The organism is Pseudomonas sp. NY15356, assembly GCF_048068175.1.
GTDB classification, from domain to species: Bacteria; Pseudomonadota; Gammaproteobacteria; order Pseudomonadales; family Pseudomonadaceae; genus Aquipseudomonas; species Aquipseudomonas putida_K.
On sequence record NZ_JBLUPW010000030.1, the window covers coordinates 1 to 15,866 of the forward strand.

Here is a 15,866-nt window from a genome sequence, read left to right on the forward strand (position 1 = left end):
CTGGCTGAGCACCAGGTTCTTCAGGTCAGGGCGACGTGTGTCGATATGCCAGGCATTGCCTGCGGGGTAGAGTTTTTTCGCTTCCCGGTACAGGGCTGCCAGGTAGGCGGCCGGCGAGAACATCGAGGCGACGCTGCCTGGGGCGGCAAACTTCGCTGCGCGGCCGCCGAACCATTCTTTGTAGTCGTGCACCGCTGCATCGGGAGATGCCATGCCGCGCCTGATCGCCTGGGGCAATAGGGGCGAGGCGCGAGTCAGGATCTTTTTTTCGTTTATCAGCGCATCGTTGCATGCCTTGCGGGCAGCCTGATGCAACGCTTGCACCTGACACAAGGTGAGTTCCGCACCCAGCTCGGTATGCAGTTCTGCGCAAGAGCGCAGCCCAGCCGCCGCCGTCAGTTTGACGGCAGCAGGAACATCAAATTCTTTTCGCGACATATCCAGCCTCATTTAATCATGAGCAGGCGCGCCCCCTGACACGGTCGTCGGCCGAAGCCCAACAATGTGTCGACCCTGTACAGGCAAAGCGCTCGCCTGAAGCAAGTAATTTTTATTGAAGGAGGCGCAGTTCCGTCGCACACACCAGACATTACAACGGAGGAAAAAGGCGGGGGCGAAGAAAGGACAACACCGCTGACGGTGCTGGTCAAAACATTTAGATGTTTCCCATGTGAAGTACGCGGGGCGCTAGTTCATCCTGATCACATATCCTCTCACTCGTCCATACAATTAAACCGGGCATCGAACTGCCCGTTCTTCCCTGCATTGAGCCGCTACATTTAACCTCTCAACCAGCGATGTGGATGGTAGCCAAGGACAGCACTGGTACTAACTGGCAGAAGTAATAGGTGTGTTGAAGCATCGTCTTTCCAGTTGCAGATAACGTCGTCGCCGCACGGGAAATGGCTGTGAGGTGACCGGGCCGCTGCACAGCCCGATCACAAGGCCAACCTGATGCTCATGCCCGCTATCAGGCCACAACACGAGCGTGTGGACTCAAGCCTTGACGATACCCTGCAGATTCGCCCATAACCGTTCCACATGAGCCCGTTCGGTGGGCAGCGCGCCCACCGATATTCGCACCATCCAGCGTCCATCCAGAGTCGCCGGCGTCACATAGGCATTGCCGGAACCATTGAGCCGATCCGCCCAGGCGCGGGTATGTGCATCCAGGGCTTCACCTTCCAGCCCTGTTGGCCGGTGGCGGATACACAGGGTCTGCAACTGCACCGGCGCCAGCAGCTCCCATTCGGGTGCGGCCTCGACCTGCTCGGCCAGCCAGCGAGCGTTGTCCAGATCGCGGCGTAAACGTTGCTGCAGGGCCTCGACACCTTCACTGCGCAGCATGAACCACAGCTTCAGGGCACGGAACCGACGCCCCAAGGGGATCCCCCAATCACGCAGGTTCTTCACCTCCCCGTCCACTGCCGACTGCAGGTAGCTGGGGTTGGTGCTCATCACCCGAATCAGGTGCTGCGGGTCGCGCACGTAGTAGATCGAGCAATCGAAGGCCACGCCCAACCACTTGTGGGCATTGACCACCACCGAGTCGGCCAGCTCGATGCCCGCCCACATCCAACGGCATTCGGGCAGGATCATCGCCGAGCCCGCCATGGCCGAATCGACATGCAACCACAGCTGGTGCGCCTGGGTAATGGCACCGATCGCGGCCAATGGGTCGAGCGCGGTGGTGGCCGTGGTACCGGTCGTGGCGACAACGGCACAGGGTTGGTTACCAACGGTCAGGTCTTCCTCGATAGCGGCCTGCAGCGCCTCCGGACGCATGGCGAAACGTTCGTCGGTGGGGATCAGGCGGATGTTCTGGCGACCGAAGCCGGCCAGCAGCGCAGCCTTGTCCACCGAGCTATGGGCATGAGCACTGACATAGACCACCAGGGGTTTCTCCTGGGCCTGCAACCCACCACGCACCAGGGCGTAGTCGGTGGCCCGCTCACGGGCACAGATCAACGCGACCAAGGTGCTGGTGGACGCGGTGTCCTGGATCACCCCGCTCCAGTGCGCGGAGAGCCCCAGCAGCTGGCGTAGCCAATCGAGGGTGGTTTCCTCCAGCTCGCTCAGCGCCGGACTGGACTGCCACGACAGGCCCAACACGCCCAGGCCGGTGCTGAGAAAATCGCCCAGCACAGACGGCAAGGTACCGTTGGAGGGGAAATAGCCGTAGAAGTCCGGATGTTGCCAGTGGGACAGTCCAGGCATCAGCAGCTTGTCGACATCGGCGAGGATCGCCTCGAACGGCTCGCCCTGTTGCGGAGCCGCCGCGGGCAACGCGGCCTTGAGGTAGCCTGGCTCGACCTGGGCCATGACCGGACGCTCGGCGACGCCTTGGCGGTAGTCGGCGATCAGGTCGATCAGTTGGTGGCCGTATTTGCGGAAGTCTTCTGGGGTCATGGGCGCGCTCCTGGGCATCTTGGTGGTCAGTGCAGGCCCAATCGCGAGGCAAGCCCGCTCCTACAAAAAACCGGCGGCCGACCCATGGGGGCAGCGATTCGTTTGTAGGAGCGGGCTTGTCCCGCGATTGGACCTGCGTCATGCCGGAGAGTCTAGGCGCCCTCTCCCTGCGCAAAGAACCCCGCTTGGTGCATAGCTGCTATGGCGAAGGCGCATGCCCGCCGTGCACACCGAACTGCGACTGGCGCCACAACTCGAACACCCGGTTGCGCAACCAACGGTGCTCGGCCGAGGCCTGCAGCCGCTGGTGCCAGACCACCCAGTAGCGCTGGGTATGGGCAATGAAACCTAGTGGCCGCCAGGCCAGCGGGTGCAAGCGGCACAGCTGACGGGCAATGTGCTCGGGCACCGTGGCCAGGGCCTGGCCATTGCCGATCACTTGCACCGCGGCGCAGAAGAACGGCACCTGAAGGCCGATCCGTCGTTGCAGGCCCTGAGCGCGCAGGTGCCGGTCGATGAAACTGTCCTTGTCGCCGCCGCCTGAAATGCGCACATGCTTGAACGCCAGGTAGTCGTCCTGGCTCACACTGGCACAGGCGGTCAATGGGTGATCCTGGCGCATCAGGCACACCGCCCGGTCCTCGCCCAGCAGGCGCCCGTGCAGATTGGGCGGCGACTCGTCGAACAAGGTGGTGGCCAGGTCGATCTCGCCGCTGGCCAGCAAGGCGTACTGCCCCGCCTGCCAGGTGCGATATTCCAGGGTGACGCCGGGCGCTTCGCGCTCCAGGGCTGTTACCAGCAAGGGCAGCATGTGCTCGGCCACATAGTCCGAGGCCGCCAGGCAAAAACGTCGCTCGCAGCGCGCCGGATCGAAGACCGCCGGTTGGCGCAGGGCTTGCAGTTCTTCCAGCACTTGGCGCAGGGGCTCGACCAACGACTCGGCATGCTCGCTGAGCACGTAGCCGCGGCCTTGGCGTACCAGCAAGGGATCGTCGAAGGCGTCGCGCAGGTTGGCCAATTGCCGGCTCAAGGCCGACTGGCTGCAGCCCAGACGCTCGGCGGCGTGGCTGAGGTTCTTCAGCTGCAGGAGGCAGTCGAGGGTGCGCAGGTGCGCGAGGCTGAGAGAGGCGAAGGTGGGATTCATCGATGAGGGGTCCGGCGAGGGCGGCGCCCTCGATCGCGGGGCAAGCCCGCTCCCGCAAGGGCTGCAGTAGACCTGCGGGAACGGGCTTGCCCCGTGATGGGGGCCCGTGGATCAGTCAGTCAGGCCGACATAGACGTTCTGCACGTCGTCATGGTTGTCGATGGCCTCGAGGAAGGCCTCGACCTCGGCCAGGGCCTCGGCGCTCAGGCTGGCTGCACTGACCGGGTTCTTCGGGGTGTAGCCGATCTTCGCCGAGATTACGGTGAAGCCGTGCTCCGGCAGGGCCTTCTGCACGGCGTCCAGGTCGGTGGTGTCGGTGATGAACAGGGTCGAACCCTCTTCCTCGCCTTCCTCGAAGTCCTGGGCACCGGCCTCGATGGCGGCCAGTTCAGGGTCGGCATCGCCGTTGGGTGTCGCCTCGATCAGGCCGACATGGTTGAAGTCCCAGGCGACCGAGCCGCTGGCACCGAGCTGGCCCTTGCGGAAGGCCACGCGGATCTCGGCGACGGTACGGTTGATGTTGTCGGTCAGGCATTCGACGATCAGCGGCACCTGGTGCGGGGCGAACCCTTCGTAGGTCACTGCGTGATACTGCACCGAGTCGCCGTCCAGGCCTGCGCCCTTGCGGATGGCGCGCTCGAGGGTTTCACGGGTCATCGAGGCCTTCTTGGCCTGTTCCACGGCCAGGCGCAGGCGCGGGTTCATGTCCGGGTCGGCGCCGGACTTGGCAGCGATCTGAATTTCCTTGGCCAGCTTGCCCATGATCTTGCCCTTGGCATTGGCTGCGGCTTCTTTATGCTTGGCTTTCCACTGTGCGCCCATGTCGACTCTCTTTGTTTCAGCGGCCGGTTCAGGAAGCGACCGGCCAAAAAGTGGGAGCAGTTTATACGCCCTCGCCGGTTGGATCGACAAGAAATCTCGACACAGGCCCCGCGATCAGGGCAGAAAATCAGGCTTTGTCGGCCTTGCCCGCCGCCGCCGCGAACCGCGCCAGGCGCACGTCCAGGTGCCGTGGCCGTACACCGCGGTCCTCGGCGCGCTCCTTGCGACGGATGGCATTGCGCACCATCAACGACCCCAGATAGCGGATCGGCTCCGGCGGGAACTGGCCCAGCGGCCCCTTGACCAGCGGTGAACGGGTCCAGGGGTTGTCCTGCCCCAGGGCCAGCGACGACAGGATCTGCCCACCCATGTGGCATGGCCCCACGCCACTGCCGGAATAACCAAAGCCATAGAACACATTGCCCTGCCCATCCAGCCGGCCGAAGAACGGCAGGCCGGTCACCGAGCGGTCAGACGGGCCGTTCCAACTGGCCGCCAGCGGCACGTCGGCCAGCGCCGGGAAAAACGCGCCGAGGCTCTCGCGCAGCAGTGGCCGGTAAGGCGATGGTTGGTCGAACACCGGCAACATACGCCCGCCATAGGCGAAGGTGTTGCCCCCTTTGCCGAGCATCAGCCGCCCGTCGCTGGTGTTGTGGTAGTAGTGCACGAAAATCCGTGAATCGAGAACGCTCACACCGCTGACCAGGCCAATTTCACGCAGCAGTTCCGGGCACGGCTCGGTGATCACCATATCGCTGGAGACGATCGCCACGCTGCGCTCGAACTGCGGGAAGGCCCGCGCCATCCAGGCATTGAGGCCCAGCACCACACGGTCGGCGCGAATGGTCCCCTGGCGGGTGTGCACCTGTACCGGTGCGCCATGCTCCAGGCCCGTCATCGCCGTGCCTTCGTGGATCCGTACCCCCCGTGCCAAGGCCACCCGCCGCAGGCCGCGCACCAGCCGGCCCGGTTGCACCGTGGCGGCAGCCGGCGAATACCAGCCTTCCAGGTGCCGGGTGGACCCGGCGAGGCGTTGCACCTGTTCCAGCGGCAGGCGTTGGAACGAATTGATCCCCTTGTTCTCCAGGGCAGCGATCACCGCATCGGTGCTGCCGACCTGAGCCTGGTTGGTCGCAGTATACAAGGTGCCGTCCAGGCGGTAGTCGCACTGGATGCCATTGGCCGCGCAGAACTCACCGATGGCGGTGATGCTGCGCTCCGACTCACGCACCAGACGCACCGCCTCGGCCGCCCCGAACAGCCGCTCGAGGGTGAAATACTTGGCCGACCATGACAATGCACACCCGCCGTTCCGGCCGCTGGCCCCGGCACCACAGATATCCGCCTCGATCAGTAGCACATCCAGCGAGGGTGCCTGTTCCTTGATCATCAAGGCGGTCCATAGGCCGGTGTAGCCACCCCCGACGATGCACACGTCGCAGCGCGCGTCACCGGCGAGCGGCGGGCATGGTGCCTCGCCTTCGATGTCCAGGGCCTGTTGCAGCCAGAAGGGTCTCATCTATTGCATTCCTCAGGTGCGTGCGGGCTTGATCGCCATTGCAGTGTTCGGGGCCACGTCATTGGCCGCCACGAGGCTGGCCGGACGGCTGTTCCAGTGCGGCAGGAGCACAAGGGCGGAGAACAGCGCGGTGCAGGCAAAGATGATGAACACCGTGACGCTGTCGAAGTAGCCAGGCAGCAGGCCGCCGAGTACCGCGCCCACCGAGCCGCAACCGTTGACGAAGCCTGCCGCGGTAGCACCGGCCTTGGCCGTGCCGAAATCGATCGCGGCCGCGCCGCTGATCATCGAGTCAGGCCCGTACAGGGTCAGGCCCATGACGAACAGCAGGGCTACGACCAGGACCACGCTGCCGGTTTGCATGGCGCCCATGAAGCCCGCCAGCACCAGGGTCAGCAGTACCAGGCTGATCACGCAGGCGGGCATGCGCCGTGCCCCGAACAGTTTGTCGGAGGCAACGCCGATGATGATCGGCCCGAGCAGGCCCGCCAGCTCGAAGGCAGTCGGAATGATGGCGGCCCCCACCTTGCCCACCGACGGCATGTGTTCGAAGACGATCACCGGGCCCCACAGCAGAATGGCGTAGCGCGCCGGCTTGAGCATGAAGTAGGCAAGCCCCAGGGTCAGCACCGTGCGGTTGCGCAGGATCTCCTTCAACGGCGCCCAGACGCTGCACAGGTTCGAGCCCGGCGCCATGCTCTGTGGCTCGGGCTCCACCGGCTGCAGGCCGACGTCTTCGGGCTTGTTGCGCTGGAAGATGAAGAACAAGACCGCCACGCCCGCCACCACTGCGGCGCTGGAGAAGAACGCCGCGTGCCAGGTGCCGATCAGGGTATAGGCCCACCAGCCGGCGAACGGAGACGCCACCAGGCCACCGAAGGCGTAGCACGAACTCCACAGGCCCAGCACCCGCCCGCGTTGCACCGCCGGGAAGAAGCTGCCGATGTTCTTGCACAGCCCCGCCCACCCGGTGGACTGGGCCAGACCCTGGACCAGCATGCAGGTGGCGAAGATCGGGAAAGTCGCGTAGCTGCCCATCACCACTGCCGCGGCGGCCGAGATCAGCAGGCCGCCGAGCACCACCACGCGCGGGCCGAAGCGGTCGGCAAGCATGCCCCAGGTGAACTGGCCCACGGCGTAGGCCGCCAGGTAGATCGCATCGAGGTTGGCCATGGCGGCCTTGTCGAGCATGAACGAGGGATCTTCGCCGATGCCGAGCTTGGCGACCGAGAAGGCCTTGCGGGTGAAATAGAAGGCGGCATATGCCAGCCAGGTGATTGCGAAGATCTGGACGCGCCAGCGCTTCATGGCCGCTAGGGATTGATTCATTTGACTCTGACCTCTTGCTCGAGTGTGCCGGCAGAATGTGAAAAAACGCCTGTTTTGTTGTTGTGTTGCGCACTGCATGACGAGTAGGACCGTCATTGGTCAGATGGCACGGCGGTCGGGCGTGACCGGGGAAGTGCCATGGCCTCCGGTGGTTGCTTTTGGCAACGCCGCTGGGCTGTCGAACATGGAACCAGTTGGTGACTGATAAATAAAATCGATTTATCGTATTTCACACATAAGCTCAGCTTGTTACGGAGTGGTCATGTCGGTCTCCCACGCTCAACTCAAGGCCTTTCACGCAGTTGCCGAGCAAGGCAGCTTCACCCGTGCTGCGGAAAAACTGTTCCTCACCCAGCCGGCAGTCTCCGACCAGGTGCGCAAGCTCGAGGAACGTTTCGGTGTGCTGCTGTTCCATCGCAACAAACGTTCGGTGCAACTGACCGACCTGGGCGAGCGCCTGCTGGGTGTCACCCAGCGGCTGTTCGCCTGCGAAACCGAGGCGGTGGAGCTGCTGCAGGACTCCCGCGCCCTGCATACCGGCAGCCTGGTGCTGGCCGTGGACGCCCCGGTCCACGTACTGCCGCAGATCGCCCGGTTCTGCCAGCGCTACCCAGGTATCCAAGTGAAGATCGAAACGGGCAACACCGACGAATCCCTGGCCCGCCTGTTCAGTTACCAGGCCGACCTGGCCTTGCTCGGGCGCGATGTCGATGACGAGCGGCTGTTCTGCGTCCCCATGCGCCGCGACCCGATGGTGGCGTTCGTCTCACGCAACCATCCCTGGGCCAGCCGCAGCTCGATCACCCTCGCCGACCTGGACGATACCCCGCTGGTGCTGCGCGAACCGGGTTCGGTGACCCGCCAGACGCTTGAGGAGGAAATGCAACGTGCCGGCCTGCGCATCCGCCCGGCGATCCAGGTCGAAGGCCGCGAGGCCGCACGGGAAGCAGTGGTGGTAGGCATTGGCGTGGGTGTGGTGTCGGCCGCCGAGTTCGGCGCCGATGCCCGGGTATGCGCACTGCCGATCCTCGACTGCCAACGGCACCTGACCGAGACCCTGGTATGCCTGAGCGAACAGCGCACCCGGCGGGTGGTGGCGACCTTCCTGGAAATGGTGCGTGAACACCCCTGAGCCCTCATCGCTGGCAAGCCGGCTCCCACTTGTCCTGCGCTGTATCAGAGACACTGCCAGACCTGTGGGAGCCGGCTTGCCAGCGATAGGCCAGACACAATTTCCATCGTACTGGCAAGAGACCTATGCTCAGGTAACGCTTCTTCGCGGACTCCCAGCATGCTCCCCCGCCTCGCCGCCGACGCCCTGGTCCTCCTGCACCTGGCCTTCATCCTGCTGGTGTTGTTCGGCGGCCTGCTGACGCTCAAGTGGCGCCCTGCCCTGTTCATTCACCTGCCGGCCATGGCCTGGGGCCTGGCTGTGGAATGCCTGCACCTGGGCTGCCCGTTGACTGTCTGGGAAAACCGCCTGCGTGCCGCCGCGGGCCAGGCCGGCTACCCGGGCGGCTTCATCGAGCATTACATCTGGCCGTTGATCTACCCCGCCGGGCTGACGCCGCAAATCCAGCTCCTGCTGGGCATGTTCGTACTGCTGCTGAACCTGGCCGTATATGGCTACGTGGCCTGGCGCTGGCGCCGTGCTAGCGGGTAGCGACCACGAACAACCGTGGGAACGGCAACAGCACCTTGCCATCGCTGGCAGGCGGGTAGTCCTGCTGCATCGCCTGCAGGTAGAGCTGCAGGAAATCCGCCTGCTCCCGTTCATCCAGCCGTGCCAGATACGGGCGCAGGGCCGAGCCCTTGAACCACTCCACGACCGCTTCGGCACCACCGGCCATCGGGTGATGGTAGGTCGTGCGCCACACATCTACTCGGGTGCACAGGGGGCTGAGCAGGTCGTAGTAGAACGCCGCGTTATGCCGTGGCGGCAGCGAAAAGTCGGCGAACTTGCCCGCCCATGGCCCTTGGCTGGCGATCTCGCGCAATTGCCGATGGGCCGGTTCATCGATGTTGTCCGGTGTTTGCACGGCCAGGCTCCCGCCTTCGGTCAATTGCCGCACCAGATGTGGGTACAAGGTGCCATGGTCGGGTACCCATTGCAGCGATGCGTTGGCCAAGATCAGGTCCTGCGGCTCGCTGGCTGTCCAGCTGGCGATGTCACCGATTTCGCAGCGCACCTGGGGTACGCACAGGCGCCGCCGCTGACGCGCTTTGTCGATCATGTCGGGATCGCTGTCCAGGGCCACCACCATGGCATCGGGGTGTTGGCCACGCAGCACTTCGGTGGAGTTGCCCGGGCCGCACCCAAGGTCGGTGGCGTGACGCACCGGGCGTGGCGGCACTGCGGCCAGCAGGTCGCGCACAGCGCGGGTGCGCTCGTCCTCGAACAGGGAATATTGGGTAGCGGACCACGTCATGACAGGCTCCTTCGGCAAACTGAATAGTCAGCATAAGCCATGCGTCGACCAGGCGTCGCCCTGTCCGCCTGACACAGGGCCTGGTCAATGGCGCAAGGACTTTCGTCGAGGTCGTTTTGGGGGTACCAAAGCGTCGTTGAGCGCCTACCCATAAATGATGGCCATATGTCATCATTCTGCTAAAAACAATAAGGATGGTAAGGATTTATTTTCAACTCTCAGCGCATCATGAGTGCAAATACCCGACCCGTGCCGTCTTGTCCGTGCTCTTGATGCCGCTACCGCCAAGGAAATCTCACATGCAACTACGGAATCTGAAAATCGGCATACGGGCAGCCGGCGTATTCGCCCTGTTGGGTCTTCTGGTCCTGGCCATGGGCCTGATCGCGCTTTACGAAACCCGCAAGATGGACAGCGCCACGGACGAGATCCGTGTGAACTGGCTGCCGGCAATCATCTCGCTGGGCGATATCAGCAATGGCCTGGGGCGGGCCAGGGCGCTGACCCTGCGCAGCGCTCTGGAAGAGCAACCCGCCGCGCGCAAGGTCGTCCTGGACAAGATCGTCGAGATCAACCAGAAACTTGAGAAAGACCTGAAGGTGTACGAAGGTACCATCGTCGTCGACGAAGACCGTGCCTTGTTCAACACGTTCATGCAGCTGAGCGAGCGCTACCATGGCCAGCAGCGATCCATTCGTGACGCCGTCGCCGCCGGGCAGCTCGACGACGCACGCCGGCTGATCAATGGCCCTATGGCCGAATACGCCGACAGTATGATGAAGGCACTCGGTGCGCTCATCCAGTACAACGCCCACAACGCCGAACAGTCGTCCCTGCGCAGCAGCACGGCGTCCGATGAAGCCTTCGCGCTGATCGTGGGCACCCTGGTGGTGATTCTGCTCGCCCTGGTCGCCATCGCCCTGCTGCTCACCCGCAGCATCGTCCTGCCCCTGGCCGACGCCGTGCAGGTCGCCGAACGGGTGGCCACCGGCGACCTGACCCGCGATATTCAAGTGGACGGCCGTGACGAGCCGGCACAACTGCTGCGCGCCCTGGGCCGCATGCAACAGAGCCTGCGCGAGACGCTGCGCAAGATCGCCGCCTCCTCCGACCAGCTGGCTTCTGCCTCCGAGGAGCTGCACACGGTCACCGAAGACACCAGCCGCGGGCTGCACCAGCAAAGCGCCGAAATCGACCAGGCCGCCACGGCAGTCAACCAGATGACCGCCGCCGTCGAGGAAGTGGCCAACAACGCGGTGAGCACCGCCGATGCGTCCAAGGGCGCCGACCAGACCACCCGCGACGGCCGTGACCAGGTCAACCAGGCGCTGGCGTCTATCCAACACCTGGTCAACGACGTAACCGGGACCTCCGAGGAAATCGAACAACTGGCCAGCAACGCCAACGAGATCAGCCGGGTGCTGGATGTGATCGGTGCCATCGCCGGGCAAACCAACCTGCTGGCGCTCAACGCGGCCATCGAAGCGGCCCGTGCCGGCGAGGCCGGTCGCGGGTTCGCCGTGGTGGCCGATGAAGTGCGCGCCCTCGCCCACCGTACCCAGCAGTCCACTGCGGAAATCGAGCAGATGATCAGTGGTATCCAGTCCGGCACGGAGCGCGCGGTGAGTGCCATGCACACCAGCCAGGGCCGCGCCAACGGTACGCTGGAGGTGGCCCAATCGGCTGGCCAGGCATTGGAAGTGATCGCCGAGGCCATCGCCTCGATCAACCAACGCAACCTGGTGATCGCCAGCGCCTCGGAAGAACAGGCCCAGGTGGCCCGCGAGGTGGACCGCAACCTGGTCAATATCCGCGACCTGGCCATGCAGACGTCGGCGGGAGCCAACCAGACCAGCGCCGCAGCCCAGGACCTGTCGCGGTTGGCGGTGGAGTTGAACGCGATGGTGGCTCAGTTCAAGCTGTGAGCCAGCGGGGCCGCGCTGCGGCCCTCTCGCGGAGCAAGCCCACTCCCACAGAGGCGAAGTCCAGCCCATTGTGGGAGCCGGCTTGCCGGCGATTGGGCTGCATGGCAGCCCCTGGTATCAGTCATTCACACGCACGGCCCGCACCACACCGCTCGGTTTCTTGCTCCGGGTCGCCAGGCAGTAATACAGCGGGCACGTCACCAGCAATCCGAACAGCCACGACAGGTCCGCCCCTTCCACCAGGTTCGAATACGGCCCGACATACAACGACGTGTTGGCGAACGGCAACTGCACCAGGATGCCGCAGGCATAGGCAATGATCGCGTGGTGGTTGAAGCGCCCATAGATGCCGCCATCGGCGCGAAAGATCGAGGCAATGTCGTACACGCCCTTCTTGATCAGGTAAAAGTCGATCAGGTTGATCGACGCCCAGGGCACCAGCACCAGCAGCAGCGCCAGGATCAGCCCGATGAACTGGCCGATGAAGTCGGCCGAGGCGTTGAGCGCCACCAGCCCGCACGCCGCCAGGATCACCGTGGCCAGCATCACCCGCACCTTGACGCTTGGCGTCCACTGGGCCGCGAAGGTCTGGATGGCGGTGACGATCGACAGCACCGCACCGTACAGGTTGAGCGCGTTGTGGCTGATGATGTTGCACAGGAACAGCACCATCAACACCGGCCCCAGCCACCCCGTCGCCTGCTCCACCGCCGCCATGGCGTCAGTGCCCTCCGGCACGCACAGCACCGCCACTGCCCCGAAGGTGAAGCACAGGATGGTCCCCAGGGTGGCGCCGAAATAGGTGGCCCAGAACGGCTTGGCGATGCCCACTTCACGTGGCAGATAGCGCGAATAGTCGGAGGTATAGGGCGAGAAGCTGATCTGCCAGATCACCCCCAACGACACGGTGGCGACGAAGCCGGACAGGTTGAACGCACCTCGGCTGAAGAAGTCCGTCGGCAGCGCCTGGCTGAACATCATGATGAAGCCTGCCAACAGCGCCGAACCCATCACCCAGGTACCGATGCGGTTGAGGGTATGGATGAAGCGGTAGCCGATCACGCCGATGGCCGTGGCGCTCAGGGCGCCGATGACGATCGCCGTGGGCATCGGCACGCTGGGGGCGATGCCATGGATCGACTTGCCCGCCAGCACGATGTTGGAAATGAAGAACCCGACATAGATCAACGCGGTGAAGAACACGATCAGCAAGGCGCCGTAACGCCCGAACTGCCCGCGACTCTGCACCATCTGCGGGATGCCCAACTGCGGCCCCTGCGCAGAGGCCAGGGCGATGACCACGCCACCCAGCAGATGCCCCAGCACGATGGCGACCAATCCCCACACCAGGTTCAGGTGGAACACCTGGACCACCATGGCACCGGTGACGATGGGCAGCGGCGCGATGTTGGTGCTGAACCAGAGGGTGAACAGGTCACGCGCCTTCCCATGGCGCTCGGCAGGTGGAACGTAATCGACCGTGTGATTTTCGACAAACTGGTGTTGCGACGACGGTTGGGACATGGTTTTCAGCTCGAAAGGTCGTTTTTTATCTTTGTAGGAAACCGCTCGAGGCGGCCTCTCAGCTGCGCACCATATTATGGTATTCCAAGCTTTTGACAACACTGCACCGCGCTTTTTCAGCGCATCTGATCTGCCTCACGCCCCGTCTCGAAGTTTCCGTCTGGCTGACAAACCCACTGAATTCGGGGCCTTTACCGTTTATCGCCTATGAGCCCGCAGAAAAAATTCTGCTTGCAATCGATGTCTTACGGTATACCATCAGACACATCAACGATAAAAATGCGGACCACCGCTGCCCTACCCGAGGAACACGCCATGATCGACGCAACCGTCTACAAGAACGTCCTGGGCTCCTTCCCGTCCGGCGTCACGGTCATCACCACCCTGGACGACGACGGCTCGATCGTCGGCCTCACTGCCAGTGCCTTCTCGTCCCTGTCCATGGACCCACCGCTGGTGCTGTTCTGCCCTAACTACAGCTCCGACTCCTACCCCGTGCTGATCAAGCAGAAGCGCTTCGCCATCCACCTGCTTTCCGGTGAGCAGCAGGCCGAGGCCTACGCGTTCGCCAAGAAAGGCAAGGACAAGGCCGCCGGCATCGAGTGGTCGCTGAGCGAGCTGGGCAACCCGCTGCTGGCCAACGCTACCGCGATCATCGAGTGCGAGCTGTGGCGTGAATACGAGGGCGGCGACCACGCCATCATGGTCGGCAAGGTGCATAACCTGATCGTGCCCGAGGAAGCACCACGGCCAATGGTGTATTGCCGCGGCAAGATGGCCAGCCTGCCGGCCTTCGCCTGAATCACCAGCGGGATTGCCCGCTTGTCGTGCATCAGATCTGACCGCCTGCTCCGGCAGGCGATAACAACAAGCTCCGAGGAAAACCCCCATGAAATTTTCGTTGTTCGTGCACATGGAACGTTGGGATGAGCAGGTCAGCCACCGCCAGCTGTTCGAAGACCTGACCGAACTGACCCTGATGGCCGAGCGCGGCGGTTTCAGCACTGTATGGATCGGCGAACACCACGCCATGGAATACACCATTTCGCCCAGCCCCATGCCGCTGCTCGCCTATCTGGCCGCGCGCACCGAGACCATCCGCCTGGGCGCCGGCACCATCATCGCGCCGTTCTGGAACCCGATCCGCGTGGCCGGCGAATGCGCCCTGCTCGATGTGATCAGCAACGGGCGCATGGAAGTGGGCCTGGCCCGGGGCGCCTACCAGTTCGAGTTCGACCGCATGGCCAACGGCATGCCCGCCACAGACGGCGGCAAGGCTTTGCGCGAAATGGTTCCGGCGGTACGCCAGCTGTGGCAGGGCGACTATGCCCACGAAGGCGAGGTATACAAGTTCCCGACCTCCACCAGCGTGCCCAAGCCGGTACAGCCAGGCATGCCGCCGATGTGGATTGCCGCCCGCGACCCGGACTCGCACAACTTCGCGGTCAAGCACGGCTGCAACGTCATGGTCACCCCGCTGATGAAGGGTGACGAGGAGGTCCTGGACCTGAAGAACAAATTCCAGGCAGCCCTGGACAACAACCCCGAGGTGCCTCGCCCGCAACTGATGGTGCTGCGCCACACCCATGTGCACAGCCCGGACGAACCCGAGGGCTGGAAAGTCGGCGCCCAGGCCATCTCGCGCTTCTACCGTACCTTCGATGCCTGGTTCGGCAACAAGACCACCCCGGTCAACGGCTTCCTGGAGCCCAGCCCAGAGTCGAAGTTCGCCGAGGTACCAGCGTTCGAGCTGGAGAACATCCGCAAGAACACCATGATCGGTACGCCCGAGCAGATCATCGCGCGCATCAAGTACTACCAGGAACTGGGCGTCGACGAATTCAGCTTCTGGTGTGACAACAGCCTGCCCCATGCCGAGAAGAAGAAGTCGCTGGAGCTGTTCATCAAGGAAGTGGTGCCGGCGTTCGCCTGAGTTTTGTTAGTTGGGGCGCAGCTCGCGATGCGCCGCGCGGGCTGCGCTCGATTTTCCAGGCGCAGCAAATCCCCCCAACCCGCCTTTCATCCGCCCCGCCACATAAATTTCAGGCAACCTCTTGCACTACTGATATTATGGTATACCATCAGACAACAAGAGCTGATAACCCTCACCTGGAGCCCTCCATGAGTTTCGAAATCCGCAAGATCGTCACCTACTCCGAAGAGACCCGTATCGAAGGCGGCAAGGCCACCGACAAGCCGGTGACCATGGTCGGCCTGGCCGTGGTGATCAAGAACCCATGGGCCGGTCGCGGTTTCGTCGAGGACCTCAAGCCGGAAATCCGCGCCAACTGCTCCGACCTCGGTGCGCTGATGGTCGAGCGCCTGTGCGCGGCCATCGGTGGTGCCGACAAGATCGAAGCCTATGGCAAGGCGGCCGTGGTCGGTGCCGACGGTGAGATCGAGCACGCGTCGGCCGTCATCCACACCCTGCGCTTCGGCAATCACTACCGCGAAGCTGTCCAGGCCAAGAGCTACCTGAGCTTCACCAACAAGCGCGGCGGCCCGGGCACCTCGATCCAGATTCCGATGATGCAGAAGGACGACGAAGGCCTGCGTTCGCACTACATCACCCTGGAGATGCAGATCGAAGACGCCCCGCGCGCCGACGAGATCGTCGTGGTCCTGGGCGCAGCCGACGGCGGCCGCCTGCACCCTCGCATCGGCAACCGCTACATCGACCTGGAAGAACTGGCCGCCGAGAAGGCCAACGCTCAATAACAACAACCAGACGGGCCGGGGCGTTGCGCGCAAGCACTGGCGCCACG

Annotated in this window: 14 protein-coding genes and 1 pseudogene; 7 read left to right on the forward strand and 8 right to left on the reverse strand. The window is 63.8% G+C overall.

Annotated elements, in window-relative coordinates:
* The 6 genes from ACNFCI_RS19845 to ACNFCI_RS19870 all read right to left on the reverse strand — a co-directional run.
* The coding region (locus tag ACNFCI_RS19845) for a Tc toxin subunit A (protein ID WP_416768148.1) at positions 1–438 on the reverse strand (438 nt) is incomplete at its 3' end.
* A gap of 558 nt (positions 439–996) precedes the next feature.
* Complete coding sequence (locus ACNFCI_RS19850; RefSeq protein ID WP_368830284.1) at positions 997–2,409, reverse strand: DOPA decarboxylase; 1,413 nt, start codon at positions 2,407–2,409, stop codon at positions 997–999.
* A gap of 199 nt (positions 2,410–2,608) precedes the next feature.
* Positions 2,609–3,553, reverse strand: coding sequence for a LysR family transcriptional regulator (locus tag ACNFCI_RS19855; RefSeq protein WP_324815918.1), 945 nt, complete (start codon positions 3,551–3,553; stop codon positions 2,609–2,611).
* Positions 3,554–3,664: 111 nt separating this feature from the next.
* Positions 3,665–4,375: a YebC/PmpR family DNA-binding transcriptional regulator gene (locus ACNFCI_RS19860; RefSeq protein ID WP_084853516.1), complete on the reverse strand. Its 711-nt coding sequence runs from the start codon at positions 4,373–4,375 to the stop codon at positions 3,665–3,667.
* Positions 4,376–4,502: 127 nt separating this feature from the next.
* Positions 4,503–5,894 (reverse strand): FAD-dependent oxidoreductase, encoded by a 1,392-nt coding sequence (locus ACNFCI_RS19865; protein ID WP_324815924.1) that lies wholly within the window; start codon positions 5,892–5,894, stop codon positions 4,503–4,505.
* Positions 5,895–5,906: 12 nt separating this feature from the next.
* Positions 5,907–7,223, reverse strand: coding sequence for an MFS transporter (locus ACNFCI_RS19870; RefSeq protein WP_324815927.1), 1,317 nt, complete (start codon positions 7,221–7,223; stop codon positions 5,907–5,909).
* Between the two features lie 262 nt (positions 7,224–7,485).
* Between ACNFCI_RS19870 and ACNFCI_RS19875 the strand changes: the two genes are divergently transcribed.
* Together ACNFCI_RS19875 and ACNFCI_RS19880 are read left to right on the forward strand one after the other, a co-directional pair.
* Positions 7,486–8,355, forward strand: coding sequence for a LysR substrate-binding domain-containing protein (locus tag ACNFCI_RS19875; RefSeq protein ID WP_368830285.1), 870 nt, complete (start codon positions 7,486–7,488; stop codon positions 8,353–8,355).
* Positions 8,356–8,514: 159 nt separating this feature from the next.
* Entirely contained in the window at positions 8,515–8,886 is a 372-nt protein-coding gene (locus ACNFCI_RS19880; protein WP_084853523.1) for a DUF2784 domain-containing protein, read from the forward strand.
* On the opposite strand, the gene tam is transcribed toward ACNFCI_RS19880, so the two are convergent.
* On the reverse strand, positions 8,876–9,652 hold the full coding sequence (gene tam / locus ACNFCI_RS19885) for a trans-aconitate 2-methyltransferase (RefSeq protein WP_084853525.1): 777 nt from the start codon (positions 9,650–9,652) through the stop codon (positions 8,876–8,878). The two genes, ACNFCI_RS19880 and tam, sit on opposite strands and share 11 nt — an antisense overlap.
* 299 nt (positions 9,653–9,951) lie before the next feature.
* On the opposite strand from tam, the pseudogene ACNFCI_RS19890 reads away from it, so the two are divergent.
* A pseudogene (locus ACNFCI_RS19890) lies at positions 9,952–10,722 on the forward strand (MCP four helix bundle domain-containing protein); the annotation flags it as partial.
* The gene (locus tag ACNFCI_RS19895) at positions 10,714–11,577 is read left to right on the forward strand and encodes a methyl-accepting chemotaxis protein (RefSeq protein WP_416768150.1); all 864 of its coding nucleotides are present in this window, start codon (positions 10,714–10,716) and stop codon (positions 11,575–11,577) included. The pseudogene ACNFCI_RS19890 and the gene ACNFCI_RS19895, both read left to right, overlap by 9 nt.
* 117 nt (positions 11,578–11,694) lie before the next feature.
* Here ACNFCI_RS19895 and ACNFCI_RS19900 read toward each other — a convergent pair whose 3' ends face one another.
* Positions 11,695–13,101, reverse strand: coding sequence for a cytosine permease (locus ACNFCI_RS19900; RefSeq protein WP_368830286.1), 1,407 nt, complete (start codon positions 13,099–13,101; stop codon positions 11,695–11,697).
* Positions 13,102–13,416: 315 nt separating this feature from the next.
* Between ACNFCI_RS19900 and ACNFCI_RS19905 the strand changes: the two genes are divergently transcribed.
* From ACNFCI_RS19905 to ACNFCI_RS19915, 3 genes are all read left to right on the forward strand, one after another.
* Complete coding sequence (locus ACNFCI_RS19905; RefSeq protein WP_196143078.1) at positions 13,417–13,902, forward strand: flavin reductase family protein; 486 nt, start codon at positions 13,417–13,419, stop codon at positions 13,900–13,902.
* An 88-nt stretch (positions 13,903–13,990) separates the two neighbouring features.
* Entirely contained in the window at positions 13,991–15,034 is a 1,044-nt protein-coding gene (locus ACNFCI_RS19910) for an LLM class flavin-dependent oxidoreductase (RefSeq protein WP_084853533.1), read from the forward strand.
* 188 nt (positions 15,035–15,222) lie between these two features.
* On the forward strand, positions 15,223–15,819 hold the full coding sequence (locus ACNFCI_RS19915) for an amino acid synthesis family protein (RefSeq protein WP_084853534.1): 597 nt from the start codon (positions 15,223–15,225) through the stop codon (positions 15,817–15,819).
* Positions 15,820–15,866 lie beyond the last annotated feature (47 nt).

Coding starts and splice junctions, on each gene's coding strand:
- ACNFCI_RS19850 (WP_368830284.1), bottom strand. CDS start 2,409: ATGACCCCAGAAGACTTCCGCAAATACGGCCACCAACTGATCGACCTG.
- ACNFCI_RS19855 (WP_324815918.1), bottom strand. CDS start 3,553: ATGAATCCCACCTTCGCCTCTCTCAGCCTCGCGCACCTGCGCACCCTC.
- ACNFCI_RS19860 (WP_084853516.1), bottom strand. CDS start 4,375: ATGGGCGCACAGTGGAAAGCCAAGCATAAAGAAGCCGCAGCCAATGCC.
- ACNFCI_RS19865 (WP_324815924.1), bottom strand. CDS start 5,894: ATGAGACCCTTCTGGCTGCAACAGGCCCTGGACATCGAAGGCGAGGCA.
- ACNFCI_RS19870 (WP_324815927.1), bottom strand. CDS start 7,223: ATGAATCAATCCCTAGCGGCCATGAAGCGCTGGCGCGTCCAGATCTTC.
- ACNFCI_RS19875 (WP_368830285.1), top strand. CDS start 7,486: ATGTCGGTCTCCCACGCTCAACTCAAGGCCTTTCACGCAGTTGCCGAG.
- ACNFCI_RS19880 (WP_084853523.1), top strand. CDS start 8,515: ATGCTCCCCCGCCTCGCCGCCGACGCCCTGGTCCTCCTGCACCTGGCC.
- tam (WP_084853525.1), bottom strand. CDS start 9,652: ATGACGTGGTCCGCTACCCAATATTCCCTGTTCGAGGACGAGCGCACC.
- ACNFCI_RS19895 (WP_416768150.1), top strand. CDS start 10,714: ATGCAACAGAGCCTGCGCGAGACGCTGCGCAAGATCGCCGCCTCCTCC.
- ACNFCI_RS19900 (WP_368830286.1), bottom strand. CDS start 13,101: ATGTCCCAACCGTCGTCGCAACACCAGTTTGTCGAAAATCACACGGTC.
- ACNFCI_RS19905 (WP_196143078.1), top strand. CDS start 13,417: ATGATCGACGCAACCGTCTACAAGAACGTCCTGGGCTCCTTCCCGTCC.
- ACNFCI_RS19910 (WP_084853533.1), top strand. CDS start 13,991: ATGAAATTTTCGTTGTTCGTGCACATGGAACGTTGGGATGAGCAGGTC.
- ACNFCI_RS19915 (WP_084853534.1), top strand. CDS start 15,223: ATGAGTTTCGAAATCCGCAAGATCGTCACCTACTCCGAAGAGACCCGT.